We start from the raw sequence: 24,850 nt of genomic DNA on the forward strand, positions 1-24,850 counted from the left end.
ATGAAGGTTCGTATCGCCGCAGACGCGAGCGACACGCTTCCACCGCCCACTAGCACCAGACACCAATGGCCGGGAGCGCCCTCCGTGGCGCTCCTCGGGGAAAGGCAGGCCTGTAGTGCGGACCCTTGGCGGACTGGAAGGGCGAACGCGGTCCGGGGAGCTGTGTGGGCACTATTCGAGCGCAGCGAGAATATCCCGCACAGTTCCCCGGAGCGGGTGAGGGCTTCCGGAGGGCCACGATAGAAGGCGGACAGGTTTGAGATCTCAGTAGAGCGGGTGAGGGATTCCGGAGAGCCACGATAGAGGGCGGACAGGTTTGAAACCTCAGTCGAGCGGGTGAGGGCTTCCGGAGTGTCCTTCGCGACGGTGAGTGGGTAATCCGAGACTACGGGAACGACGAGGACGACTCACACTAGCGCGTAGATCATCAGAAGGACGAAGTATATCGCCACCAGCGCGCCGAGCGCCTGCAAGCGGAAGGCGCCCAGCGAGTCCTCCTCGTCCTCGTGGGCTTTGCGGAACGCCGTCACCTCGTCGTCGTCGAGTTCGTTCGGGTGGTCGAGGCCGTGGTGGAGCGCCAGCCACTCCTCGCGGGCGAACGGGCGACCGCAGTAGCCACACTCGAAGACCGGTGCGTCGGCGGGCACGTCGTACGCGTGGTCTGACTGAGTCATAGGTGGGGAAGGGGCACCTCCGGGCGGGAGACGACCCACAGGCTGGTCATCGTATAGAACACCATCACGGCGACGAACGGATACTGCGAGCGGATGGCCTGCAGTCGCGAGGGAAAGAGGTCGAAAGCGGCGGCGTGGGCCACCCAGATAGCGACGAGGTGGCCGAGTATGACCGCTGCCAGCGCGACGCCGCCGAACCAGTCCGGCAGTTGGTAGACCGGCACCGCCGCCGGGTCCGCAAACGGCGCGAGCGTGGCCGTCCCCAGCGCCGGCGCGAGAAAGAGGAAGTAGCCCAGATAGTGTGCGAAGTGGTAGCCGGCGGCGATAGCCAGCAACGGCGGGGCGAACCGCTCGGCGAGTTCGTCGGGCGCGAGGTACGTCTCGGCGGTCCGCGTGCTAACCCGTACTGCGAGGCGGTAGACGCCGAGAAAGAGGCCGAACCCGGCCAGCAGGGCGAGCGGATACAGGAGGTGGGGCGGGAGGCCCGCCGAAACGAGCGGGGTCGTCAGAGCGCGCCACGCGGGCGTCGTCACGAGGCCGTCGTAGGTGGTCACCCAGAGCAGTGCGACGACGAACGCCACCTCGTCGGCCCCGTCGACTAGTCGCGGCGTCGAGAGGGCCATCCCGGGCAGACGCAGGTGGAGGCTTCCGTCTTCGGCGCGGCTGACGGGCGCGACGCGGCCGTAGTAGCGGAACACCCGGTCGACCGGGTCGGCCTCGGAGAACCACGTCTCGCGGCCGAAGACGACGCTCCCCGCGAGCGTCAGGACGCTATACCCCACCACGGCCGTCGCAAGCAGTCGCGCGTCGTCGGCCAGCGGACTGACGACTTCCAGCCAGACGAGCGCCAGCAGACCGACGACGCTGGGCCACGCGCCCAGTCGGTCGGGATACGTTCGGTCCAGCGACGGGAGCGCCAGCGCGATGGTCGACAGTGGGTTGAGCACGCGCCAGCTATTGCCGACCAGATACGTCGTCATCGCGAGGCCGGCCCACCAGCCGACCCACACCAGCAGGATTGCGAGGTTCGTCCGCGGCGTCGTCGGGCCGAAAAACCCCACGACGACGACGGCGGCCAGCCCCGCGACACCGATTGCGCGGCCGAGAACTCGGGGAATACGGGCCTCACCGTCGACGAGCGGGGTCCCCCAGGCGTGGACGCGCTCGACGAACGAGCGGTCCGTGACGAACGAGGCCAGCAGGAACGACGCGCCGACGGCGGCCCCGCCCGTCGAGAGAAAGAGCCACGTCGGAATCGTCAGCGACTCACGCCCGCCGGCAGCCAGACTCCCGCCGTGGGCACTGGCCGTCCCGACGGCGAGCAGCCAGCAGAGCGACCCCACGGCCATCGCGGCGACACGGCGTCGGCGTGCTGTCATCGGCGGGCCTAGGGACCTCGGGGCCGTGTAGTTTCCGACATCGGGCCGGCATGCGTGCGAGCGAATTGGATGGGCTTTTAGTAATCGCTTCGCAAGGGGTCGGTATGAGCACGACAGACGAGCACGCGGACGGCGGACATGGGGACCATCACCTCCCGGCCACGGAGGACTGGCCCCGCGGCTTCGGCGAGGCGAGTTGGTGGCCATTCGTGACCGCTATCGGTGGGTCGGGCATCTACATCGGTGCGGCACTGCTCGTCCTCTCGCTGGGCGAGAACGCACTCGTGAGTACGACTATCGGGGCTGGGGCGACCGTCGCGAGCGTCGGTCTGTTCCTCGTCGGGATATACGGCTGGCTCTACCACGCCTTCGTCTCGGACTTCTGGGAACGCGGCACCGACCACCACTCCGGACGGACGCTGAAGTTCGCGATGTTGCTGTTCCTCGGGTCCGAGGTGGCGACGTTCGGCGCGGGCTTCATCTACTACTTCATGGTCCGCGGCACCGACGTGTGGGTCGGAGCCGACATCCCCCACGTCTGGGGGTCGCTCGTCATCGTCAACACCGTCATCCTGCTCATTAGCTCGGTGACGCTGCATTACAGCCACGTCGCACTGCTGAACGGGAACCGCGACAGGTTCATGAAACTGCTCGGCCTGACGCTCCTGCTGGGAATCGTCTTCATCGGCGGGCAGGTGTACGAGTACTACGAGTTCATCGTCCACGAGAACTTCACCATCGCACAGGGCATCTACGGTTCGGCGTTCTACGGCCTGACCGGCCTGCACGGCCTGCACGTCACGATGGGTGCGGTCCTGCTGGGCATCGTCTTCGTCCGGGCGTACTACGGACAGTACTCCCCCGAACGCCACACCTCCGTCTCGACGGCGTCGATGTACTGGCACTTCGTCGACGTCGTCTGGGTGTTCCTCGTCGTCGTCCTCTACATGGGCGCGAACCTCGTCTAAGGCTTAAGCGACTCCCCGCTCTGTGGTCTCTATGGATCGACTCGACGTCAGCGACGGCTTCGACGTCCACGACTACCGCCACGGCCTGAAACTGCTCAAACAGGACCGTGGCACGATGACCCTAGAGAACCGACAGGGGTTCGCGTGTCCGGCCTGTGGCGACGCGTTCGAACGCCTGTTCGTCAGCGAGAACCGCACGAATACGTTCGGGAACCCCGGCAGTCCGTTCTGCCTCGTCCGCACCGACGACCAGTTGCTCGTGTTGACTCACTGATTCGCGGTTCACGGCCGCACTCGCCAGCACGAACGTTTATTTCGGTCCTGTCCTACTCGACGGTATGCGAAAGCCCCACCCCGCGATCGCCGTCGTCGTCGTGCTCGCTCTCTCGGGTTGTGTGACCGCCACCGTCGACGCCAGCGTCGACGCCGACGGGACCGTCTCTGCCTACGAAGTGGAGTTAACGATGAGCGGCACCGTCTTCGACGCCCTCCAGCGAACCGCCGAGAACGAGGGCTACGACTCCGTCGAAGCGTACCTGACCGACGGCGTCAACGAGAGTCGGATGGAGAACGTGACCTACGAACAGACGCTCGACGGTGACAACGTCTCGGTTCGGCTGCAGTTCACCGACTGGACTCCCGGACCCGAGAGCGACGTGAACACGACCGTCCAGAACGGGACGCTCACCTACGAGGACCGCACCTTCGTCACCGTGCAGGAGAACGACGACGTGGCACTGGGCGACGGCGTGGCCGTCCGCTACGAACTGACGATGCCCGGCGATATCTACGAGTCCAACGCCGACGTCGTCGAGAACCGGACCGCAGTCTGGGAGTACGAGGCCAACGAACCCGTAGAGGAACCGATCCGTGCTCAGAGCAACGCCCCGAGTTCCGCTTTCGGCCCCGGGTTCGGCGTGACCGCCGCCGTCCTCGCACTCCTGTCGATGGCCGTCTTCGCCCGCCGGTCGTAGACGAGCCCCCCGCCGAGTCTTTTTCAGCGGTTGTCACGTACTAGCACGGGATGCGCGCAGCACGACTCCACGAGTACACTGACGACATGGCGCACGGGCTCTCGATCGACGAGGTGGACGCCCCGCAGGTATCGAACAGTGACGACGTCGTGGTCGAAGTCGAAGGCGCTGGCTGGTGCCAGACGGACAACCACATCATCGAGGGGATGTGGACCGACTACGTCGAGCAGACCCTCCCGCTGACACTGGGCCACGAGAACGCAGGCACCGTCGTCGAGACGGGTGCGGAGGTGACTCTCGTCTCCGAGGGCGACCAGGTCATCTGTCACCCGGTCCAGACCTGTGGCACCTGCCGGCCCTGCCGACAGGGCGAGACGATGTACTGCGAGAACCAGTCGTTCAACGGCCTCACCGTCGACGGCGGCTTCGCCGACCAGTTACACACCGGCGAGCGCTCGGTCATCCCACTCCCCGACGGCGTCGACCCGGCGGCAATCGCACCCCACGCCGACGCCGGCATCACGGCCTACCACGCCGCAAAGAAGGCCGTTCGCGGTCTGAATCCGGGCGATGCGGCGGTCATCATCGGCATCGGCGGCCTCGGCCACATCGGACTCCAGTGTATCGCCGAGATGAGCGCCGCTGACATCGTCGCCGTAGACATCAAACAGGAGGCCCGTAACCTCGCGGTGGAGTTGGGCGCTCACTACACCATCGACCCGGAGAGCGAGGACGTCGCGAGCGAGATCGCGGACATCACCGACGGCGTCGGCGCCGCGCAGGTGCTAGACTTCGTCGGCGCCGACGAGACGACGGCACTGGCCCCGGACGTCTGTGCCGCCGGCGGCGACCACCACGTCATCGGTTACGGCGGCCACATCCACCAACCCGCACAGGCGCTCGTCAACGGCGAGTTCGCCTATCAGGGCAACATCGTCGGCCGGTACACCGAACTGCAGGAACTGGTCGCACTGGTCGAACGCGACGCCGTCGAACTCCACACCACCCAGTACGAACTGGCCGAGATAAACACCGTCGCCGAGAAACTGGAACACGGCGAAATCGAAGGGCGGGCGGTCATCACGCCCTGACCGGGCGCTCGGTCACCGCTCACGTTCCGGCGGTGTACCGTCACGCGCGAGCGCGCAGTACCGTCGGAGGAAGGTCGTCTGGTCCGTCGTTCCCGCGCCTGCCTCGATCAACCGCTCCTCCAGCCCCCGCCGAGGACTGTGACAGCACTCGCGGTAGCACGGTTTGCAGAGGAACTCGAAGGACTTCTCCTCGCGGTTCCAGCGGTCGCCGTGCTTGTCGTACTCGCGGGCGTCGTCGCGTGCCACCGAGTCGCCGCAGGCGAGACAGGTGACTTCGCCGCCGTCGCGGTGCCACGCGTTGCGGTCGGACACGGTTCAAGCACCCCCACGAGACACGTGGTCGTCGGGCGTCTCGGGTCGTCGGAGAGAGAGTCGTGACATCGGTTGCTCGGTCCGTCGTTCGACCCCGCTACGAGTCTGTCTACTGCGCCACCTGTGAGGGACGTTTATGTAGGAACTATCAGGCGCTCACGGCCGTCCGTGGCGCTGTCGTGCTATGACACGCCCCGGGTGCGTATTTGGCGTCGGCGAGAGAACCGTCGTCCGAGAGACGATGTCTGCCCATCAAACCACGACGGAGCGCGGCCGGTGGCCGACCCGTCGAACCGTCCTGTTCGGGTTGGCGACCGCCGCCGTCGGCACTGTCCTCGTCGGGAAGCGTCGAGTCTCGGCACGGACCGCCCGATCGATCGACGCCCTGCGTGCCGCGTCCAGCGGCGGGCCCACACGCGCCGTCACCGAGGCCGACTTCGCCGACCTTCCAGCCCCGGCCCGCCGGTACTTCGAGACGGTTCTCGAACCCGGAACGCCCTACGTCCGGACGGCGAGGCTCACCCAGCGTGGCGTGTTCCGCCTCGGCGACGCTGACTCGTCGTGGCACCCCCTCGAAGCGACCCAACACTACACCGTCGACCCGCCGGGATTCGTCTGGGACGCGTCGATACGGCTGGGGTCGGTCCTGCCGGTCAGCGTCATCGATAGCTACGTCGACGGCACTGGCTCGCTGGCCGCCCACCTCCTCTGGACGGTCCCAGTCGCCGACGCCGACCCGTCGCCGGAACTCGACGCCGGTGAACTCCAACGTTATCTCGCCGAAGCCGTCTGGTTCCCGACGGCCCTGCTCCCCGAGAGCGGCGTCGAGTGGACGCCCGTCGACGACAGTACCGCACGGGCGACCCTCACCGACGGCGACGTCTCGGCGTCGCTCTCCTTCCACTTCGACGACGACAATCTGGTCGACCGCGTCGTCGCCGACGAGCGATACCGCGCCGTCGACGACGGGTTCGAGACGGCACGCTGGACCGGCTACTTCGAGGACTACGCCGAGCGCGGGGGGATGCTCGTGCCGACCCGCGGCGAGGTGGCGTGGACCCTCCCCGACGGTGACCTACCGTACTGGCGGGGAGAGATTACGGCGTTCGAGTACGAGACAGCGAAGTAGGACGTCCGCCTAGCTGTCACTGCTCGCGAGTTGGTCGTCGCAGGAAGCAAGCCGGTGGAGCGGATTGTGAACTACGCCCGAGAACCTGCGCGTCGCGCAGAACTCGGTCTCGTTCAAATCCCTGTTTGGCTTCCGCTCCTCACGTTCGTTCGTCGCAGGAAGCAAGCCGGTGGAGGGATTTGAACCCTCGGCCTAATCCTTACGAAGGATTCGCTCTGCCAGTCTGAGCTACACCGGCGCGGGCACACACTGCCAGACGCACGTGACGACAACTCGTCTCGGTGTGCCTGTCTGCACACGTTACTTGCAGCGATAACCGCAATAAGGATTGCGAATCGGGGGCGTCGAGAGACGCGTTCTCACGCCTCGCGGGCGCCGACGATAGTGACGGGAACGTCCGACTCCAGCAACACTTGCTGGGCGACGCTCCCGAACACCACCTTCCCCGTCGGCGAGCGTTTTCGCGACCCCATCGCGATGTGGTCGACGTCGAACTCCGCGGCGAGTTCGAGGATGCCGTCGGCCGGCGGCAGACTGCCCTCCGCCAGTTCGACGGCGATGTCGCGCTCTTCGAGGTAGTCACGGACCAACCGGACGGTCTCGATGCGGTCGACGGACTGCAGTTCGTCGGGCGCGTCGATCTCCTCCGGCGTCAGCGCGTGGGTCACTATCGCTTCGATGTTCTCCGCGGCAGTCGGCAGTTCCGCCACGAAGGCGGCCTGTCCGCGGGCACGGTCCGAGTCGGCGTCGACGGGTACGAGTATCCGGTACATGGATGCCTTCGAGGGGGAGTCGAGCGACTTCCCCGTGGGAGCGACGTTCGACCCCCACCCAGTAAACGTTGTCTCGACGCCGGTGGAGGACGGCCCCAAAGGAGACCGTGTCAGCGCCGGAGTCGCACGTCCAACACGACGTTTTGCTCGCCCGGCGCGTACGACCGCACGGTCCGGCGCGTCTCGACGGACACCTCGTACTCGGGTTCGGCCGCGGCGCGTATCGCTCGCTCGCCGGGGCCGTACAGGTCCTCGTCTGGCTGGATGTCGTAGTAGTGGACGACGCAGTCATCGCCGGCCAGTCGGACCGCGGTGTCCAGAAACTCGTCTGCGCTGTGTGGGAGGTTCATCACGACGCGGTCGGCCCACCCCTCGTAGTCGGCGGCTACGTCCCTGACGTCGCCACAGATGCCCGTCACGCGGTCGGCGACGCCGTTGCGCTCGGCGTTCCGCCGGAGGTACTCGATGGCCGTCTCGTTGATGTCCGTGCCGACGCAGGTCGCGCCGCGCTTCGCGAACGGGACGACGAACGGGCCGACGCCCGCGAACATGTCGAACGCCTGTTCACCCTCGCTGATCTGTTCGACGACGCGGTGGCGTTCGGTCGCGAGACGCGGCGAGAAGTACACTTCAGCGAGGTCCAGTTCGAAGGCACACCCGTACTCGCGGTGGACGACTTCGGTGGTGTCGCCGGCCAGCACCTCCCAGTCTCGGACCCGCTGTTCGCCCTTTATCTTCGAGGCGCGGTTCAACACGCCTTCGACCGGGAGGTCGGACTCCACGAGGGCGGCCGCTATCTCGCGGGCCCGCGCCGGGTCGTCCTCGTCGACGATGACGATGTCCCCGATGCGCTCGTAACTCGGGTCGAACCCGAGGATGTCCGCCGGCATGGTCTGGCCCTCGCGGACCGGGGCGTCGAACTCGACGACGGAGAGGTCCTCGGGCACGGCCGTCGGGTCGGTGACCGGGACGTACAGCGACCCGTCTTCGACCGTGATGTCGTAGCCGTCCTCGACGAGGCCCGCCTCGGCCAACCGCTGGCGAGTCGCCTCGCCGTCCTCGCGCGCGACGCGAACGCAGGGAACGCCCATACCACCTCTCCCCGACCGGCGGCGGTAAGCCTGACGCTTCGCGCCCTTTATCCCCAGCGACGACCGACGCAGGGTATGCTCACCTTCGTCGGCCTCGGCCTCTACGACGAACGCTCGGTCACCATCGCCGGACGAGACGCGATACGGGACGCAGACCGCGTCTTCGCGGAGTTCTACACCAGTCGGCTGATCGGGACCGACCTCGAATCGCTAGAAGCCTACCACGACACGACCATCGAGGTCCGTGACCGGGCCGGCGTCGAACAAGACCCCGCCCCGGTACTGGACGCCGCGGAGACGGACGACGTCGTCTTCCTGACTGCCGGTGACACTATGGTCTCGACGACCCACACCGACCTCCGTCTGCGCGCCGAGGAGCGCGGCATCGAGACCCGCGTCGTCCACGGCACCACCGCACAGACCGCCGCCGCGTCGCTGACCGGCCTGCAGAACTACCGGTTCGGGAAGGCGACGACGCTCCCGTTCGAACGGGCACACGGCGGCGACGGCGTCCCCGACAGCGTCGTCCAGACCATCGAGGACAACCGCTCTCGGAACCTCCACACGCTGGTGTATCTGGACATCAAGGTCGACGACCCACACTGGGACGACAGCGACGATACGTACATGACCGCCGACCACGCCGCGGGACTGCTCGCCGAGTCGTTTCCGGAGACGCTCGGCGTCGTCGTCGCCCGCGCCGGTAGCCCCGACCCGACTATCGTCGCCGACACCCTCGACGAACTCGCCACCCGATCCTTCGGGGACCCGCTTCACCTGCTGGTGATTCCCGCCGACCGCCACCTGATAGAGGAAGACGCCCTGACGGCGATCGCCGACGCGCCCTAGTCGTCGCCGGGCGTCGCGGCCGCCTCCGTCTCCTCGCCCTCGATGTCGAACGCGCTCTGGAGGTCGTACTCCGTCCCCGTCACGAGAAACAGTAAGTCTTCGACGAGGATGGTTATCTCCGGCAACTCACGGACCAACAACCACGTGATGCCGACCAGCACGACGACCGACCCCGTCTGTGCGAGGATGCGGTCCGCGACGTAGTACGACACCATACGCGGGTCCGAGAGACCGAACAGGGACATGACGACCCCTTCGAACCACTGCATCCGCTGTTGCCCGAAGGAGATGGCGATGAAGACGTTCCGGAACAGGTTCAACACGTAGATGACCGACACCGTCATCGCGAGCGTGCGGAGTTTCCGCCGTAACGGCGCCGACACGGCGAGGATACCGCCAGCGAAGATGGAAATACTCCCCATCCCCGTACACGCGAGGAGGATGTTGTACGTAATCGGCCCCTCCTCGTGTTCGAACCAGAACGTGCTCTCGTAGGGGTACTGCTTCGTGGCGATGCGGATGCCGTCGTGCGTAAAGCCCTCGACGACGAGGGGGTCGACGCCGACCAGCGACAGCAGGAACGCCGTCTGGTCGGTGACCAGTTCCACGATCCACTGGCGAAGGGGGTCGATGGTGATAAACGGCACGTAGACGATGCCCATCAGCCCGATCGCTCGCGTCAGGACGAACAGCGAGTCCCGGCCGTTCCAGAGGAGATAGCCCGCATACAGCGACAACGGCACCGCCGCGAGGCCACCGACCCCCTCGATGGCGCTCTTCTGTGTCAGGATGAAGTGTGGCGCCAGAACTAACCAGAAGGCGGCGAACAGTCCCCAGCCCGTGACGGCGACTCGGCGTGCCCACGCCTCCGCGAACTGGTGGAGCACTGCGCTGCCGAGAAACGCCGCGAGTACCAGCCACATCAGCGGCTCCGACCACACCAGCGGGTCGAAAGAGAGCCCACCGAACGAGACGGTAGACTGAAGCAGCGGACGCATTGTGCCTACGTTGGCTAATCCGGCCTATATGCTTTGTCGTTACGCCAGTGTGTGCGGGCCGCGTGCACTCGCGTCGACGGCGCTGCCGCTACCGACGTAGCGCGCGAAAGAAAGGGCGGAATCTCAGAGACGGGAAATCCCGTTAGTTGTCGCGGCGGACCGCGAGGAGCGCAGCAGCGACGAGGGCGACGAGGGCGATGACCGCGGTGAAGCCGGGGCCACTGTCACCAGTGGTCGTCTCCTCCGTGGTCGTATCCATCGTCGTGGCCTCTTCGGTGGTCGACTCCGTGGTCGGCTCTTCCGTAGTCGTCTGCTCCGTGGTCTGCTCCGTGGTCGTCTGCTCGCCGGTGACGATAGTCACGGCAGCAGAGTCGGTCACGGCGGAGCCGTTGGACGTGTACGGATCGTCGTTCTCCGGGAAGTCGTAGGTCTGGTCACCATCGTCGTCGAGGTGCGGCATCGCGACCGCGGTGAAGTCCTCGGACTGCGTGGTGTTCAGCGTGACCTCGACGTCCTCGTGGCTGCCAGCTTCGAGGTAGCTGGAGGCACCGATGACGTCGCCGGAGGCCGTACCGTTGTGGATGGCGATGAAGCCGCCCTCGGACAGCGTGGCGCTGTCGACGACGACCGTCTCACCGTTGGACTCCTGATCACTGATGCTCACGGACGAGGACGGAGCGGCACCGATCGTGCCGTCGATCTCGTCGTCCGAGATGCTGGTTTCGGCAGTGAAGTTCGTGTCCGGGCTGTTGTCGCTGAAGTCGGCGACAGCCGTGAAGCTACCGTCCGACTGGACGATGGCGGTCGGCTGTTTCAGGAACGGGCTGTTCTCGGTGGTGCTGCGGATCTGGACGGTGACTTCCGAACCGGGCGCGATGTTGGTCGTGCCGTCGATCTCCTGACCAGATGCAGCCTGAACCGTGATGTCCTCGTCGCCGTTGAGCGTCGAGTCAGGCTCTTCGAAGGTGAACGAGTCGTTCACTTCGACCGTGTCTTCCGAGAGTTCCGTGGTGTCACGAACCGTGAAGTTCGCAACGTACTCGTCGTTGTCCTCGACGGCGCTGAGCGTACCGGTGCCAGCGTTGACCGAGTCCGTGTCGATGGCGACGAAGTGCGTGTCGTTGGCCTCGTCGTAGAGGACAGCGATCTCGTTGGTGTTGAAGTCAGCGACGTTGAAGTTGACACCGTCGCTGTTGGCGCCGGGGTTGGTCTCGTTCAGCGAGAGCTGGAAGAGCGCGTCGGAGACCTGGTTCCGGGAGCTGGTGTTGTTGTTGAAGTCGTTACTGACAGCCTGGTAGCCGGCAGCGTCGTCGCCAGCGGCTTCGTAGGCACCTTCCAGACCGGACGCTTCGACCTGCACGACGAGCGTGTCGTCGAAGGCGACCGTGTCGGTCTGGGTCAGGTTGTTGTTGCCGGCGAGGTTGTAGATCGCGCTGGCGTTGTCGTCGTCAGCGGCGTCGCTGATGTCGCTGAACTCGCTGTCAGGAGCGGTCCAGACCTGCACGTTGTCGGTCGAACGTTCCTGCAGCGAGAGGGAGGCGACGTCGTCACTGTCGTCGACGACGTCGGTGCTCTTGAGAGCGCTCGCGCCGGTTTCTGCCGTGACGTTCATGTCGTAGGACGCGGCGTCGAGCAGGTTGTTGCCGGCGGGCGTGTTGAAGGTAGCCGCGTTACCGTCGCGGTTGATCTCTGCGGGCGAGCTGACGATTTCGACGTCGTCGTCGTCATCTGCGACGTCGATGTAGCTCTGACCGCTCGCAGCGGTGAAGGTGTTGAACAGCACGGTAACTTCGCCGTCACCGTTGCCGTCCTCGACCTCCACAGTCGTCTGGTAACCGTCGTTGGAACGGTCACCGATGGTCAGCGTACCATCGTCCGTGTTCTGGAGCTGGATCGGGATGCGCGCGATGTCACCCTTGTCCTCCGTCACGACGGAGCTACCGAAGCTTGCCTGTGCGTCGCCGGTCTGGGCGACGGTGAACTGGTCGGTCGAGGCCGTGATGCCGGTCTCGACGTCGGTCACGTTGACCGTGTAGTTACCTGCATCGACGTCGTCGTTCGTGTTGAACGTGATGGTGATCTCACCATCGGAGTCGATCTGCAGGTTCTGGCTGTAGGTGTCGGCGTCAACGTTGCCGTTGGAGTCGATGAGTTCGGCGTCGACCGGACGGTTGATAGCGCTGGATTCGACCGTCACTTCGATGTCTTCGTCTTCACCGAAGGAGTTCTGGTCGGCGGTGGCCGTAAAGCCGAGGTCCTCGATGGTGAGCGAGCTGTTGGTGTTGCCCGCAGGTGCGCTGTCCGTCTTGACGTTGTAGTCACCGATTTCGAGGTTCTCGGTGTTGAGGACGTAGATGAAGGACTCGGAACCAGTACCACGCTGGCGGCTGACACTGTGGTCCTCGCTGGGTTCGGAGACGACGTCGAACGTCTGGCCTGCGTCAGCCTGGACGACGACGGGGGCGCCACGGAAGGCTTCCTCGTCGTCACCGTCGGGGGACGTCCCACGCTCGGTGTCCGTCACGTCGATGGTGGTCGGCGCGTAGACGGCGTCGAAGTCCTCTTCGGCGTCGATGGTGTCCGAGGACGACGCGTCCGTAACACCGCTACTGAAGCTCACGTTCTGGATGCGGTTGTACGTCGTACCGCCAGTGTCGATGACGAGCTGGCTACCGGAGTGGTAGTAGTTACCACTGAGCGTGAGCGTCTGGGTGTTACCGTTGGTGAGGCCGAGGGTGATCGTCTCACCGCTCGGGTCGTTGATGCTGTTCTCGAACTGTACCTCTAGGACGGGATCGCCTTCGCTAACGCCAGAGACCTGGCTAGCGGCGGCGTTCCCGGCGGTATAGTGGACCGCCTGGTCCACGCTAGGCTCTGCTGCTGCAGCGCTACCGGCGAACGCGGTGCTCATCGCGAACACCGAGAACACCATCAGCGCTGTCAGGAACAGGCTGCGGATTTTTTCGTTAGTTTCTGTCATAGTTTGTTGGTTGCTATCGGGCGGCGTCAGCCGTTTTCCACGTGGTCGGTGCGCGGCGACCGCGGCCACGCGTAGACCGAACCGGTGTACTCACTTCTGGCGCCATGGGTAGGGGTACGCTGTAAACCTATGCCGGATGTTATAAATGCTTTGTGGTCAGAGAAGCGGCATGAGAACGAGAGACACGCCCGAAATCAGTCGACACAGACGATATAGAGAACATATAAGCACTTTGTGGTTCGTTTCAGAACTGTGTCATGCGGGTGTCTGACACTCGGCGCGTCTCGACGTCGCCGGCACCACGACGGGCCGTCTCGGAGCCCCGAGCACGCCGGCCTCACGGGACGTCGCCAGCCCCCTCGGAACGCCGGGGCCTGTCAGTTCGTGACGATTTCGACTTCGTGGCCGTCCGCGTCTTTCGTGAACGCGTAGCGGTCGTCACAGCTCTCGGGGTCGCGGTAGTCCTCGGCACCGCGCACCAGCAGATCGTCCCACGTCTCGTGGAGGTCGTCGGTCCGGACGGCGACGTGGCCCCACGCGTCGCCCATCTCGTAGGAGCGACCATCGTAGTTGTACGTCAGTTCGACCGACATCGCCTCGTCGGCGGCGCCTTCGGGCTTGAGGAAGTACAACGCGAAGTCGTCGAACTCCGCCCGTCGGAACATCTCGTAGCCGAGTTTCCGGGTGTACCAGCCGATCGCGGCGTCGGCGTCCTCGACTCGGAGCATGGTGTGGTCGAGGCTCCACCTCGCCCCGTGGTCGCGCTCGACGATTTCGATCTCGTGGCCGTCGGGGTCCGTGACGAAAGCGTAGGACCCGCCACAGGAGTCCGGGTCGCGGTAGTCCTCGACGCCGGCGTCCATCAGTTCCTCGTAGGCGTCGTAGACGTCGTCGACGCGGACGGCGACGTGACCCCACGCATCACCCATCGTGTACGTGCGTCCGTCGTGGTTATATGTCAGTTCCAGCAGCGCCCCCTCATCGTGGACGTCTTCGGGGCCGAGGAAGACGTTCGTGAACGTGTCCGCCTCCCAGCGTCCCTTCTCCTCGTAGTCGAGGTAGTCCCGGTACCAGTCCAGCGATGTCTCGAGATCTTCGACACGCATCATCGTGTGGTCGAGTGTCAGCATAGTCGGACCGTGGGCCGGGCGAGCGAAAAGGGTACCGCACGCGGCGGTGCCGATCTCACTCCGCCGGGGACGAGACTGATGGCGGCCGGACCAGCGGCCAGTAGTACCACCACGCGAGTCCGAGCAAGACGACGGTCCCGACCGGGAGCGCGACGTAGCCGATACGTCTGTTGAACCCCACTGCGACGCCGATTTGAGAGAGTCCCGCACCGACCAGTGCGAGCGCAGTGATGCGGTGGTCTTCTCGCCAGACGACACCCGAGAGTGCGCTCCCCAGTGCGAGTAGGTACAGCAACACGCCGGTACCCCACGACTCGATGAACTGCGGGAGGCCGTCGGTGAACCGGAAGAAGAAGTCGTATATCGAGACCATCTGCGGCGGGTTCGCGTTGAACAGTCCAAGCGTGAACACCATCGTCAGTTCGCCGCCGATGACGAGGACCGTCCACGGGACGAGACCGGCGACGACGACGGCAACGAGACGACGGCGAGGGCCAGCGACCATACCGGTCGACAGGGCTGTGACTGTTTAGTCTGTTCGCACACGCACGCGCCGATCGAACAATTACTTTCTGGCGACGATTCGGAGGACGTCCTCGTCGGCCAGTTCGTGGTCACGACCGACCTGCTGTTCGTCGTGTTTCGCGCTCGGCCCGGAGACGCGGGCAAAGCGGAACCGCTCGTCGAAGCTACCGCCGAGTTTCCGGCAGGCGTCGTCGACGGTGTCGCCTTCGCGGAGCATGAGCGGTTCCTCGTAGTCGACACCCCGTCCGGGTTTGTCCATGTAGATACGGATGAGACCCAGTTCGTCCCAGATTCGCTCGGTCAGGCCGTCGAGTCCCTTCTCTTTTTCCGCGCTGATGAAGATCGCCTCGTCGGGGTCGATGTCCCGCTCTTCGAGTTCGGCTTCGACCGTCGGCAGGTAGTCCGGTTCGATGAGGTCGGCCTTGTTCACCGCGACGATGGAGGGGACGTACTCGCGGTTGTCCATCACGCCGTCGATGAGTCTGTCGAGGTCGACCTGTTCGCCGATAGTGACGTCGGCGTTGACGTAGCCGTGTTCGCGGAGGACGCTCTTGACCGTCTCCTCGTCGAGGTCGAGGTCCACGGAACTGTTGACCGAGAGGCCGTCCTTGGCCTTCTTGCGGATGTTGACGCGTGGGGGCTCGGTGTCGAGGCGGATCTTGTTCTTGTACAGTTCCTCGCGCAGGCGGTCGTACTGGTCGATCTCGAAGACGGAGACGAGGAAGACGATGAGGTCGGCGGTCCGGACGACCGACAGCACCTCTTTCCCGCCGCCCCGACCGCCCGCCGCCCCCTCGATGAGGCCGGGGACGTCGAGAATCTGGATGTTCGCCCCCTTGTGCTTGAGCATTCCGGGGTACACGTCGAGCGTCGTGAACTCGTAGGCGCCCGTCTCGGACTCGGCGTTCGTCAGCGCGTTCAACAGCGTCGACTTCCCGACGCTCGGGAAGCCAACGAGCGCGACGGTGGCATCGCCATGTTTCTCGACGCCGTATCCGCCGCCGCCACCCGACCCGGACTGTTGTTGTTCGAGTTTCTCCTTTTTTTCCGCGAGTTTCGACTTCAGCCGGCCGATGTGGGCCTCTGTCGACTTGTTGTAGGGCGTGTCCGCTATTTCGTCTTCGAGTTCCTGTATCTCCTCTTCGAGCCCCATCAGTTGTACGTCGGCCCCTCGTCCCGAATAAGGTTTTCTTCCCTCTCCGACGAGGACCCGGTTCGCATAGCGTGGGTCGATGGGGAGGTATCTCGCGTGGCCTCGGGGCGGACGTACCGTCAGTATCGTTGACGAGAAAGCACCCAGCACCTCGTCGGTCGAGTATTCGGTCGAATATGTGTGCGGAGCGACGGCTCTACGATTCCGACACACCTATACGACGGCCGCTATCAAATTTCGATAATGGCAGGTGCTGATCGATTCCGCGACAGCACGCAGATTCTCTTACCGGCGGGTGCACTCGACGGTATTCGGGACGAACTCGAAACGCGATTCATGGTCACGGTCCGAAAGGAAGGACCGACGGTCCGTATCATCGGCTCGCCCGTCGAGATCAAGGACGCCGGCGATTTCCTCGCGATGAACGGCGTGACCTTCGCCTGATATCGAACCGGCACAGTCGGCGAAGGCGGCGACCGTCTCACTCGACACCGCTCGCGACCGCTGGCTGGCGCACACGAAACCGTGTGTGGGGCTCACGCGGTGATGGGTGAAACGCAATCCTTTAAACTGCCGGGACGGATTGACCGTACATGGCTGGAACTATCGAAGTGCTCGTCCCCGGCGGACAGGCCAACCCTGGCCCGCCCCTCGGTCCGGAACTCGGACCGACGCCCGTGGACGTGCAGGCAGTCGTGCAGGAGATCAACGACCGGACAGAGGCGTTCGACGGCACGGAAGTCCCCGTCACCATCGAGTACGAGGACGACGGCTCCTTTACCATCGACGTCGGTGTCCCGCCGACGGCCGAACTCGTCAAGGACGAGGCCGGGTTCGACACCGGTAGCGGCGAGCCCCACGAGGAGTTCGTCGCCGACCTCACCGTCGACCAGATCATGCAGATAGCCGAGCAAAAGCAGTCCGACCTGCTCGCCTACGACCTGAAAAACGCCGCGAAGGAAGTCGTCGGTACCTGCACCTCGCTGGGCGTCACCATCGAGGGCAACGACCCCCGCGAGTTCAAAGAGCGCATCGACGAGGGCGAGTACGACGACGAGTTCGCGGACGCCGCCGCGGCCTAAACGCGGGCAGAAACAACCCGGATTTTGCGGTCTCTTTCGTGTCCCGAGTGCCGACAGGGCTCGAAGCGTGCGACCGGCAGACCTACCCTTCCTCGTCGCCGTCGACCGGCACCCGAACGGTGACCGTCGTCCCCTCGCCATCCGGCGTCGAGACGGCTATCGATCCGTCCAGTGAGTCGACCAGCCACTTGACCAACCAGAGCCCCAGTCCGCTCCCGTGGGCCGTCGGCGTCTCTTCGAGGTTCCCGACCAATAGCTCGCGTTCGGTCTCGGGCATCCCCGGCCCGTCGTCGCTGACCGCGATCGCGACTGTCTCGTCCGCCCGCCACGCGTCGAACGCGAGGTGGCGCGTGCCGGGCGGTTGGTCGTTGTGTGCGATGGCGTTCTCGCCGAGTTCGGTGAGGACGATGGGGAGACGACGCCCGCCGTCGACGACCGCGGCGTCAGCCACCGACGCCTCGACGGTCGCTTCGGGATACCTCGTCCGTAGCGAGTGGGCGACGTCCTCGATGACGGTCCGCACGTCGGCAGGAACCGGCGTCGCTGGCCGACCGTCGAGGAGTTCGTCGTGGATGGTTCGTGCGTGTTCGGTCGTCGCCATGAACGACTCCGCGCGACTGTAGATTCGCTCGGCGGAGCTTTGAACCGCCTCGTCGGTGTCCTCGGCGGAGAGGATCCGTTCCGTCGAGAGCATGATGACCGACATATCGTTGCGGAGGTTGTGTCGGAACACCCTGCTGAACACCGACAACTGGGATTCGCGTCGGTCGAGCGTCGCCGCGAGCGCATCGAACCGGTCGCTGATTCGCCGCCACTCCGTTGCCGGGCCGAGGTCCAGCGACGTGTCGTACTCGCCCGCTTCTAGTTCCCCGAGACCGTCAGAGAGCCGCTCTATCTGTTCGATGGTCCTGCGCGACGCCCAGACGCCGAGACTGGCGACGACGAGGAGCGTCGCCAGCACGGACCCGACCTGTAGCCCGGTCGACTGGCGCAGGCGTCGTTCCAGCGGCGTCCGGTCGGCGGCGACGGTGACTCGCCACCCGGTGGACTCGACCGTCGCCGTCGCGGTGAGCGGGGCATCGAACTCCCGGGACTGGTCGTACAGCGTCGTGTCTGCACGGGTGGCGACACGCAGCGACCGCCCCGACGTGAGTGAGGCCGTCGCCCGCTCGAAGAAGTCCGTCGCAGTCAGGTGAAAGGCGGCGTTGAGCGTCCCGACGACGGTCCCGTTCGTTCGGATCGGTGCCGACAGAATGACGACGTAGTTGCCGCTCTCCGCCTCGAAGGGAGTACTGATGTGTGACTGCCCGCGCAGGGCTGTCTGCACGTACGTCCGATCACCGAAGTCCTGCCCGACCAGCGTGGCCCGGTCCTCCGGGGAGGCGTCCGCCGCGTCGAAGGCGGTCATCGTCCCGTTGGCGGCGACGACCGACGCTCCCTCGAACGCGGTCTGCCGGCGGAGCGTCGTGACCGCTCGCTGCTGGGCTGTCGAACCGTGGTCGGCGACGGCGTCGTTGCTCGCCCACAGGGCGACCGTCGACCGCTTCTCGCGCAACCGGGTGTCGATGTCGGTGGCGACGGTCCACGCGTCCGACTCGAGAGCCTGTCGCTCCTGTGTCGTAATCGCCGAGCGGTGGAGGGCGAACCCGGCGAACACGACCGTGGACAACACGAGGGCGACGACGAACAGGACGCCGAGAAACCCCGACCGGAGACGCATTACCTCGACCCATACTCCGTCGCGTAATAAACCGTGGGAGTGTCGGTTCGACGGCTTTAAGTGTCGCATTGGCCTCTTGCCGCACGAGACAGGCATCCGCCTGTTTCACTGACCCGTAGAAGCCGTTTGGCGTACTACGGAGGTGAACAATGGCAGACCAGGAAATAGAGAACGCAGTCTCTCGCGCACTCGAGGACGCACCTGAGCGGAACTTCCGCGAGACGGTCGACCTCGCTGTCAACCTGCGCGATTTGGACCTAAACGACCCGTCGAACCGCGTCGACGAGTCCGTCGTTCTGCCTGCCGGCACCGGTCAGGAGACCAACATTGTGGTCTTCGCCGAGGGCGAGACAGCCCTTCGTGCCGAGGAGGCAGCAGACGACGTACTCGACGAGGACGAACTCGAGGAACTTGGAGGCGACGACGACGACGCCGCCAAGGACCTCGCCGATGCAACTGACTTCTTCATCGCAGAGAAGGACATGATGCAGGACATCGGTCGATACCTCGGGACCGTCCTCGGCCCGCGCGGGAAGATGCCGGAACCGCTCGACCCCGACGACGACGTCGTCGAGGTCATCAACCGCATGAAAAACACCGTGCAGCTGCGCAGTGGGGAGCGACGGACGTTCCACACGCGCGTCGGCGCCGAAGACATGTCCGCCGAGGACATCGCCGACAACATCGACGTCATCGTACGTCGACTGCACGCCGACCTCGAGAAGGGGCCGCTCAACATCGACACCGTCTACGTGAAGACGACGATGGGCCCCGCCGTGGAGGTGGCCTGATATGAGCGCTGAACGCAAGACAGAGACCATCCCCCAGTGGAAGCAAGACGAGGTCGACTCCATCGTCGAGATGGTCGAATCCTACGAGAGCGTCGGCGTCGTCAACATCGCCGGGATTCCGTCCCGACAGCTCCAGGACATGCGCCGTGACCTCCACGGCACCGCGGAGCTCCGGGTCTCCCGGAACACGCTGCTCCGACGCGCCCTCGAGGAAGTCGACGACGGCCTCGAAGACCTGACGCAGTTCGTCAGCGGGCAGGTCGGCCTCATCGGCACGAACAGCAACCCGTTTTCGCTGTTCCAGGAACTCGAAGCGTCGAAGACGCCCGCGCCCATCGGCGCCGGCGAAGTCGCCCCGAACGACATCGTCATCCCCGAGGGTGACACCGGTGTCGACCCGGGCCCGTTCGTCGGTGAACTGCAGGCTATCGGTGCCGACGCCCGCATTCAGGAGGGGTCGATTCAGGTCCTCTCCGACTCGACGGTGCTCGACGCCGGCGAGGAAGTCTCGCAGGACCTCGCGAACGTCCTCAACGAACTGGGCATCGAGCCCAAAGAGGTCGGTCTCGACCTGCGCGGCGTCTTCGCGGACGGCGTCCTCTTCGAACCCGAGGAACTCGAACTCGACGTCGAGGAGTACGAGCAGAACATCCGTGCGGCCGCCGGGCAGGCGTTCAACCTCTCGGTCAACGCCGGCTACCCGACCGCACAGACCGTGCCGACCATGCTCCAGTCCGCGAGCGGCGACGCCAAGAGCCTCGCGCTGCAGGCCGCCATCGAGGACCCCGAGGTCGTCCCCGACCTCGTGAGCAAGGCCGACGCACAGGTCCGAGCGCTCGCCTCGCAGATCGACGACGAAGAGGCACTGCCGGAGGAGCTCCAGGACGTGGATGCCGCCCCGGCCACCGAGGAATCGACTGACGACCAGACCGAGGACACCGCATCCGAGGACGACGCCGACGACGCCGAGGCCGCCACAGACGAGGCCGAGGACGACGATGACGACGACGAAGACGCCGGCGACGCGCTCGGAGCGATGTTCTAACACCACCACTACAGAACAATGGAATACGTATACGCTGCACTCATCCTGAACGAATCGGGCGAAGAGATCAACGAAGACAACCTCACCGACGTGCTCGACGCCGCTGGCGTCGACGTCGAGGAGTCCCGCGTCAAGGCCCTCGTCGCCGCCCTCGAGGACGTCGACATCGAGGAGGCCGTCGAACAGGCCGCTGCCGCACCCGTCCCCGCCAGTGGCGGCGCCGCCGCGCCCGCCGAGGGCGAGGAGAGCGCCGACGAGGACGACGACGAGGCCGAGGAAGAGGCCGCAGACGAGGACGACGGCGACGACGACGAGGACGACGAGGCCAGCGGCGAGGGTCTCGGCGAACTCTTCGGCTAACTCGGCAGTACTCGACCAGCATTTCTTTCGCGAACGTCCGGCCAGCGACGGCGCTGTCGACCCGACGTTGAAGTAGGAAGCCGGGACCAGCGAGCGTATGCTCCCGGTCAGACTGACGGCAGAGCCGCTGGCAGTCGCGGGGGTGGTGCTCGCGATAGCGGGTGGGGTCTGTCTCGGGTGCGCAAGCGGCCTCGTGCCCGGCCTGCACGCCAACACGCTGGCGCTGTTACTCGCGGCGACGGCTGGACAGATTCCCGGACCGCGCGTGTACGTCGGCGCGGCCATGCTGGCGGCCGGCGTGACACACACCTTTCTCGACGTCGTGCCGGCGCTGGCACTCGGCGTCCCCGACCCGGCGATGGCCGCCGGAGCACTCCCCGGACATCGACTCGTCGTCGAAGGTCGAGGCCGCGAAGCACTCCGCCTGTCGGCGCTCGGAAGCGCCGGGGCCGTCCTGCTCGCGGCCCCGCTAGCACTCCCGGTTACGGCCGTCATGACGCGGCTGTATCCAGTCGTCTCCGCGCACCTCTCGCTGGTGCTAGCCGGTATCGCGGCGCTGCTCGTCGTGACAGAACGCGGGCCGCGTCGACGGGTCGGCGCACTGGTGTCGCTCGGGTCGAGCGGCGGCCTCGGCCTCCTGTTTCTCGACGCGCCTCTCTCCGGTGTCCTCCCGGTCGCCGACGTCCTCGTCCCATTGTTCGCCGGGTTGTTCGGTGCGCCGGTGTTGCTCGCCGCGATCGAGGGCGATGGCGTCCCGCCGCAGGCCGACCCGGCGGTGACGACGCCGCGACGGACGGTTGCGACGCTGGCGACGGTCGGCACGCTCTGTGGGGCCGTCGTCGGCTACCTCCCCGGTGTGTCGAGTGCTATCGCGGCGACCCTGGCGTTGGGGGTAACGTCGACACGCGGGCCGCGAGCGTTCGTCGTCACGACGAGCGGTGTCAACACGGCCACGGCGGTGTTCGCGCTGTTCGCGCTCGTCACGTTCGGTGACCCCCGAACCGGAGTCTTAGTCGCACTGGACCGAGCGAACGTACCGCTCGCACTCCCGGTGTTGGTGACTGCCGTCGTCGTCGCCGCCGTCGCCGGTGCCCTGCTGGTCCCGTGGCTCGGCGACCGCTATCTGCGGACGGTCGGCCGACTGGACCCTGCGTGGCTCTCTGTGTCCGTGTTGGCCGCGCTCCTCGTCCTCTCCGGCGTGTTCGCTGGTCACATCGGTGTCGCCGCGTTCGGGGCCGCGACGCTCGCCGGCCACGTCCCGCCGCACTTTGACTGCCGGCGGGCGACGCTGATGGGGGTCCTGCTCGTCCCCCTCATGTTATAGGTAACCCCGACGGCGAAAGTGAACGAGCATGACGGCCACCATCAACGTCATCCCCAGCAGAGTGGCTGGATACCCGTACGTCCAGCCGAGTTCGGGCATGTTGTAGGCGCTCTCGCCGAAGTTCATGCCGTAGACGCCGACGACGAACGTCAGCGGGATGAAAATCGTCGCGACGACGGTGAGTACCTTCATCACCTCGTTGGTCGACTGCGAGAGCGTGTTGAGGTAGATGTCCCGCGCACCGGAGACGAGGTCACGGTACGTCTCGGTCAGGTCGACTATCTGGACGAGGTGGTCGTGGACGTCGCGGAAGTACTTCTCCGTCTGTGGCTGGACCTGTTGTGGGTCGCCGCGGGCGAGGACGCCGATGGCTTCACGCGCGGGCCAGACCTGCTTGCGAAAGGACAGCAGGTCCCGGCGGACGTCGTTTATCTTCTCAAGCGTCTCGATGTCCGTCGAGACGGTGACTTCCTCTTCGATCTCTTCGATGTCCGTCTCGACGTCGTCAAGCAGGTCGAAGTAGGCGTCGACGACGACGTCGACGACGCGGTAGGCGGTGAAGTCGGGGCCGCGGTGGAGCAGGCGTTCGTCCCCGCGTTCGACGGCGTCCATCACCCGCTGTACCGGCTTGGCTGCCCCTGTAGACATCGTGACGACCCAGTCCCGACCGATGAAGATGGCAATCGGGGTGGTCCGTACCTCCTTCTCGAAGGTCGTCTCGCCGGGAGTGAGCGAGGCGCTCTTGATGAGGACGAACGTGTGGTCGGCGTACTCCTCGGTCTTGGCTCTGACGTCGCCCCTGACGTCGTCGATAGCCAGCGGGTGGAGGTCGAACGCTGCGACGACGGCGTCTATCTCGTCGTCGGTGGCCTCGGCGACGTGGACCCACGTCGTTCCGACGGCGCGGCGGGCGCTGGCGAGATCGTCGTAGGCGACGGCCGTCTCGTCGGCGTACACGAGTGCCGAAATCACGGTTCGCCCTCCGCTCGACCGGACCGGCCGACGGCGAGCGCCGTCAACCCGAACATGAGCGCGGTCAGCGAGAACGCACGACCCGGATAGGGCATCGTGACGCCCAGCACGTATCCGAGCACCCCGACGACGGTGAGTACAGCACCCATCAGCGAGACGGGTTGCATGCCCCACCAATCACGGTGCCGATAAAAAAGCGTACCCCCGCGAACGCCGAGTCAGTCTCCGCTGTGGGTGATGCCGCCGAACATCGTGTCGACTCTGGCACGCTCGTTTATCTGCTTGGGGTGGACCGCGAGGACGATCAGGACGTCGCCTTCGTGTTCGAAACTGGCGACGTGCATCCGGACGTCTATCTCCTGTCCCTGTACGGTCACAGTCCCCGAGAACATCCCGACGTCACGGGGTTCTCCGAGTACCTCGACGGTTCGGTTGCCCTCGGACTGCACGTCACCGACGCCGCTGGCACGACCCGCAAACTGTTCGACGACCCGCCGGTTCGACCACTGTGCGGCCGGGTTCAGCGTCTGTCCGGCGACTTTCGCGCCGGGTGTCGAGACGACGACGAACCGGGCCAACTGGAGACTCCCGACCGGTCCGAGGTCGACGCCGCGCTGATACTGCCTGACGTTGTTCACGACGCGAATCGTCCGGTTCTGCCCGGCGAACGTGACGTCGCGAGTGATGTTCTGTTCGGTCGAGTTCGTGAGTTCGTAGCCGGTCGATTCGAGCGCCGAATCCTCGACGGTCGCCGGTTCGGATTCGAAGGCGACCGTCTCGCCGGTTATGAGGCCCGTACATCCGGCGGAGACGACGAGGAAGGCGACGAGTGCGGAGAGCAGCGGCTTTCGCATTGGTGTTCGCTACGAGACAGTGGGGCATAAAAAAGCTGTTCGCCGACGTCACCCGAACAGGCTGACGATAGTGTTGATGACGACCCACTTCACGGCGTTCACGGTGCCGAGACCGTCGATGGTGATGTCCCCGCCGGTGATGGCGTTCCGGAACGCCGTCGAGGGATCGTTCGACTCGACGATACCGGTCAACGTCGCCCGGTCGGTGGTCATCTTCATCGTCGCGTCGTCACGGGTGCCCTGTTTCAGTTCCTGAATCTGCAGGTCACCGTCCATCCGGAACGAGGCCGTGGCTTCCGTCCCGTTCGCGTCCGTCACGACGAGGTTCACCCGTTCGTCTTGCAACTGATCGCCGGCGACCCCGAGGTCGCTGGCGTCGACGTTCTCGTTGTAGACGCCGACCATGCCCTCTAACTCGGCGTACATCTCGTCGCCCCACTCCGGTTGGTCACTCTGGGCGGCCACCGGACCGGCGGCCGACCCGAAGACGAGCGCGAACACGACCGCGAGCAGTAGTATCCGAGAACTGTATGGTACGGTAATCATGACGGCACTGTCTAGTTCTGAATCTCCTCAGCTGGCGTTTTACCGTCAAGCGCTTGATTGGGCCGTTCGTGGTTGTAGTGGTGTCTGAAGCGTCGTAGCCACTGTTTCGCGCTGGATTGACTGCCCCGCC

Annotated in this window: 28 protein-coding genes and 1 tRNA gene; 12 read left to right on the forward strand and 17 right to left on the reverse strand. The window is 65.4% G+C overall.

The features are described from left to right. Positions 1-407 precede the first annotated feature (407 nt). Positions 408-674 carry a C2H2-type zinc finger protein gene (locus NDI85_RS21840; RefSeq protein ID WP_310917046.1) on the reverse strand — a complete coding sequence of 89 codons (267 nt, stop codon included), beginning with the start codon at positions 672-674 and terminating at the stop codon, positions 408-410. After that, the gene (locus tag NDI85_RS21845; RefSeq protein ID WP_310917047.1) at positions 671-2,053 is read right to left on the reverse strand and encodes a hypothetical protein; all 1,383 of its coding nucleotides are present in this window, start codon (positions 2,051-2,053) and stop codon (positions 671-673) included. The genes NDI85_RS21840 and NDI85_RS21845 overlap by 4 nt, the downstream gene beginning before the upstream one ends. Before the next feature lie 104 nt (positions 2,054-2,157). Here NDI85_RS21845 and NDI85_RS21850 point away from each other — a divergent pair, with 104 nt between their 5' ends. The 4 genes from NDI85_RS21850 (at position 2,158) to NDI85_RS21865 (ending at position 5,086) form a co-directional block, all read left to right on the forward strand. Continuing rightward, the gene (locus tag NDI85_RS21850) at positions 2,158-3,021 is read left to right on the forward strand and encodes a heme-copper oxidase subunit III (protein WP_310917048.1); all 864 of its coding nucleotides are present in this window, start codon (positions 2,158-2,160) and stop codon (positions 3,019-3,021) included. Between the two features lie 31 nt (positions 3,022-3,052). Continuing rightward, positions 3,053-3,295: a flagella cluster protein gene (locus NDI85_RS21855; RefSeq protein WP_166971167.1), complete on the forward strand. Its 243-nt coding sequence runs from the start codon at positions 3,053-3,055 to the stop codon at positions 3,293-3,295. Between the two features lie 64 nt (positions 3,296-3,359). Then, on the forward strand, positions 3,360-3,995 hold the full coding sequence (locus NDI85_RS21860; protein ID WP_188998065.1) for a PGF-CTERM sorting domain-containing protein: 636 nt from the start codon (positions 3,360-3,362) through the stop codon (positions 3,993-3,995). Positions 3,996-4,045: 50 nt separating this feature from the next. Continuing rightward, positions 4,046-5,086, forward strand: a complete 1,041-nt coding sequence (locus NDI85_RS21865; protein WP_310917049.1) for an NAD(P)-dependent alcohol dehydrogenase — start codon at positions 4,046-4,048, stop codon at positions 5,084-5,086. Between the two features lie 12 nt (positions 5,087-5,098). Here NDI85_RS21865 and NDI85_RS21870 read toward each other — a convergent pair whose 3' ends face one another. Further along, positions 5,099-5,398: a hypothetical protein gene (locus tag NDI85_RS21870; RefSeq protein WP_310917050.1), complete on the reverse strand. Its 300-nt coding sequence runs from the start codon at positions 5,396-5,398 to the stop codon at positions 5,099-5,101. A 241-nt stretch (positions 5,399-5,639) separates the two neighbouring features. On the opposite strand from NDI85_RS21870, the gene NDI85_RS21875 reads away from it, so the two are divergent. Then, positions 5,640-6,527 carry a DUF6920 family protein gene (locus tag NDI85_RS21875; RefSeq protein WP_310917051.1) on the forward strand — a complete coding sequence of 296 codons (888 nt, stop codon included), beginning with the start codon at positions 5,640-5,642 and terminating at the stop codon, positions 6,525-6,527. Between the two features lie 164 nt (positions 6,528-6,691). Here the strand turns inward: NDI85_RS21875 and NDI85_RS21880 are convergent. The 3 genes from NDI85_RS21880 to NDI85_RS21890 all read right to left on the reverse strand — a co-directional run bounded on the left by NDI85_RS21880 (position 6,692) and on the right by NDI85_RS21890 (position 8,391). After that, positions 6,692-6,765: transfer RNA gene (locus NDI85_RS21880), tRNA-Thr, on the reverse strand. A 121-nt stretch (positions 6,766-6,886) separates the two neighbouring features. Continuing rightward, positions 6,887-7,300 (reverse strand): universal stress protein, encoded by a 414-nt coding sequence (locus tag NDI85_RS21885; protein ID WP_188998101.1) that lies wholly within the window; start codon positions 7,298-7,300, stop codon positions 6,887-6,889. Positions 7,301-7,410: 110 nt separating this feature from the next. Then, the gene (locus NDI85_RS21890) at positions 7,411-8,391 is read right to left on the reverse strand and encodes a class I SAM-dependent methyltransferase family protein (RefSeq protein WP_188998105.1); all 981 of its coding nucleotides are present in this window, start codon (positions 8,389-8,391) and stop codon (positions 7,411-7,413) included. A 75-nt stretch (positions 8,392-8,466) separates the two neighbouring features. Here NDI85_RS21890 and dph5 point away from each other — a divergent pair, with 75 nt between their 5' ends. After that, a complete protein-coding gene (gene dph5 / locus NDI85_RS21895; RefSeq protein WP_188998108.1) occupies positions 8,467-9,240 on the forward strand; it encodes a diphthine synthase in 774 nt (257 codons plus the stop codon). Here dph5 and artA read toward each other — a convergent pair. The 5 genes from artA to NDI85_RS21920 all read right to left on the reverse strand — a co-directional run bounded on the left by artA (position 9,237) and on the right by NDI85_RS21920 (position 16,026). Beyond that, positions 9,237-10,238 (reverse strand): archaeosortase A, encoded by a 1,002-nt coding sequence (artA, locus tag NDI85_RS21900; protein WP_188998111.1) that lies wholly within the window; start codon positions 10,236-10,238, stop codon positions 9,237-9,239. The two genes, dph5 and artA, sit on opposite strands and share 4 nt — an antisense overlap. Before the next feature lie 142 nt (positions 10,239-10,380). After that, a complete protein-coding gene (locus NDI85_RS21905; RefSeq protein ID WP_310917052.1) occupies positions 10,381-13,218 on the reverse strand; it encodes a BGTF surface domain-containing protein in 2,838 nt (945 codons plus the stop codon). A 377-nt stretch (positions 13,219-13,595) separates the two neighbouring features. Further along, on the reverse strand, positions 13,596-14,348 hold the full coding sequence (locus NDI85_RS21910; RefSeq protein WP_188998117.1) for a VOC family protein: 753 nt from the start codon (positions 14,346-14,348) through the stop codon (positions 13,596-13,598). A gap of 55 nt (positions 14,349-14,403) precedes the next feature. Then, positions 14,404-14,853: a TIGR04206 family protein gene (locus tag NDI85_RS21915; RefSeq protein ID WP_310917053.1), complete on the reverse strand. Its 450-nt coding sequence runs from the start codon at positions 14,851-14,853 to the stop codon at positions 14,404-14,406. 60 nt (positions 14,854-14,913) lie between these two features. Next, positions 14,914-16,026 (reverse strand): GTP-binding protein, encoded by a 1,113-nt coding sequence (locus NDI85_RS21920; RefSeq protein ID WP_166971204.1) that lies wholly within the window; start codon positions 16,024-16,026, stop codon positions 14,914-14,916. Between the two features lie 243 nt (positions 16,027-16,269). Here NDI85_RS21920 and NDI85_RS21925 point away from each other — a divergent pair, with 243 nt between their 5' ends. Continuing rightward, positions 16,270-16,470 carry a hypothetical protein gene (locus tag NDI85_RS21925; protein WP_166971206.1) on the forward strand — a complete coding sequence of 67 codons (201 nt, stop codon included), beginning with the start codon at positions 16,270-16,272 and terminating at the stop codon, positions 16,468-16,470. Positions 16,471-16,619: 149 nt separating this feature from the next. Next, positions 16,620-17,108, forward strand: a complete 489-nt coding sequence (locus NDI85_RS21930; protein ID WP_188998123.1) for a 50S ribosomal protein L11 — start codon at positions 16,620-16,622, stop codon at positions 17,106-17,108. 82 nt (positions 17,109-17,190) lie between these two features. Here NDI85_RS21930 and NDI85_RS21935 read toward each other — a convergent pair whose 3' ends face one another. After that, the gene (locus NDI85_RS21935) at positions 17,191-18,828 is read right to left on the reverse strand and encodes a sensor histidine kinase (protein WP_310917054.1); all 1,638 of its coding nucleotides are present in this window, start codon (positions 18,826-18,828) and stop codon (positions 17,191-17,193) included. Between the two features lie 149 nt (positions 18,829-18,977). Between NDI85_RS21935 and NDI85_RS21940 the strand changes: the two genes are divergently transcribed. From NDI85_RS21940 to NDI85_RS21955, 4 genes are all read left to right on the forward strand, one after another. Next, positions 18,978-19,619, forward strand: a complete 642-nt coding sequence (locus NDI85_RS21940; RefSeq protein ID WP_310917055.1) for a 50S ribosomal protein L1 — start codon at positions 18,978-18,980, stop codon at positions 19,617-19,619. Between the two features lies 1 nt (position 19,620). Further along, positions 19,621-20,664 (forward strand): 50S ribosomal protein L10, encoded by a 1,044-nt coding sequence (locus NDI85_RS21945; protein ID WP_188998131.1) that lies wholly within the window; start codon positions 19,621-19,623, stop codon positions 20,662-20,664. Between the two features lie 18 nt (positions 20,665-20,682). Further along, the gene (gene rpl12p / locus NDI85_RS21950; protein ID WP_188998134.1) at positions 20,683-21,024 is read left to right on the forward strand and encodes a 50S ribosomal protein P1; all 342 of its coding nucleotides are present in this window, start codon (positions 20,683-20,685) and stop codon (positions 21,022-21,024) included. Between the two features lie 97 nt (positions 21,025-21,121). Beyond that, entirely contained in the window at positions 21,122-22,348 is a 1,227-nt protein-coding gene (locus tag NDI85_RS21955) for a tripartite tricarboxylate transporter permease (RefSeq protein ID WP_310917056.1), read from the forward strand. Here NDI85_RS21955 and corA read toward each other — a convergent pair. From corA to NDI85_RS21980, 5 genes are all read right to left on the reverse strand, one after another. Continuing rightward, positions 22,343-23,320 carry a magnesium/cobalt transporter CorA gene (gene corA / locus NDI85_RS21960; protein WP_310917057.1) on the reverse strand — a complete coding sequence of 326 codons (978 nt, stop codon included), beginning with the start codon at positions 23,318-23,320 and terminating at the stop codon, positions 22,343-22,345. The genes NDI85_RS21955 and corA overlap by 6 nt on opposite strands. Next, entirely contained in the window at positions 23,317-23,487 is a 171-nt protein-coding gene (locus tag NDI85_RS21965; protein ID WP_188998143.1) for a hypothetical protein, read from the reverse strand. Before NDI85_RS21965 ends, corA begins: the two co-directional genes overlap by 4 nt. A gap of 51 nt (positions 23,488-23,538) precedes the next feature. After that, complete coding sequence (locus NDI85_RS21970; RefSeq protein ID WP_188998148.1) at positions 23,539-24,174, reverse strand: DUF6517 family protein; 636 nt, start codon at positions 24,172-24,174, stop codon at positions 23,539-23,541. Positions 24,175-24,222: 48 nt separating this feature from the next. Then, positions 24,223-24,720, reverse strand: a complete 498-nt coding sequence (locus NDI85_RS21975; protein WP_188998151.1) for a hypothetical protein — start codon at positions 24,718-24,720, stop codon at positions 24,223-24,225. A gap of 11 nt (positions 24,721-24,731) precedes the next feature. Beyond that, positions 24,732-24,850, reverse strand: a 119-nt coding sequence (locus tag NDI85_RS21980; RefSeq protein ID WP_310916668.1) for an integrase core domain-containing protein, incomplete at its 5' end; no start/stop codon positions are given.

Source organism: Haloarcula sp. S1AR25-4, from assembly GCF_031624555.1.
GTDB lineage: Archaea > Halobacteriota > Halobacteria > Halobacteriales > Haloarculaceae > Haloarcula > Haloarcula pellucida.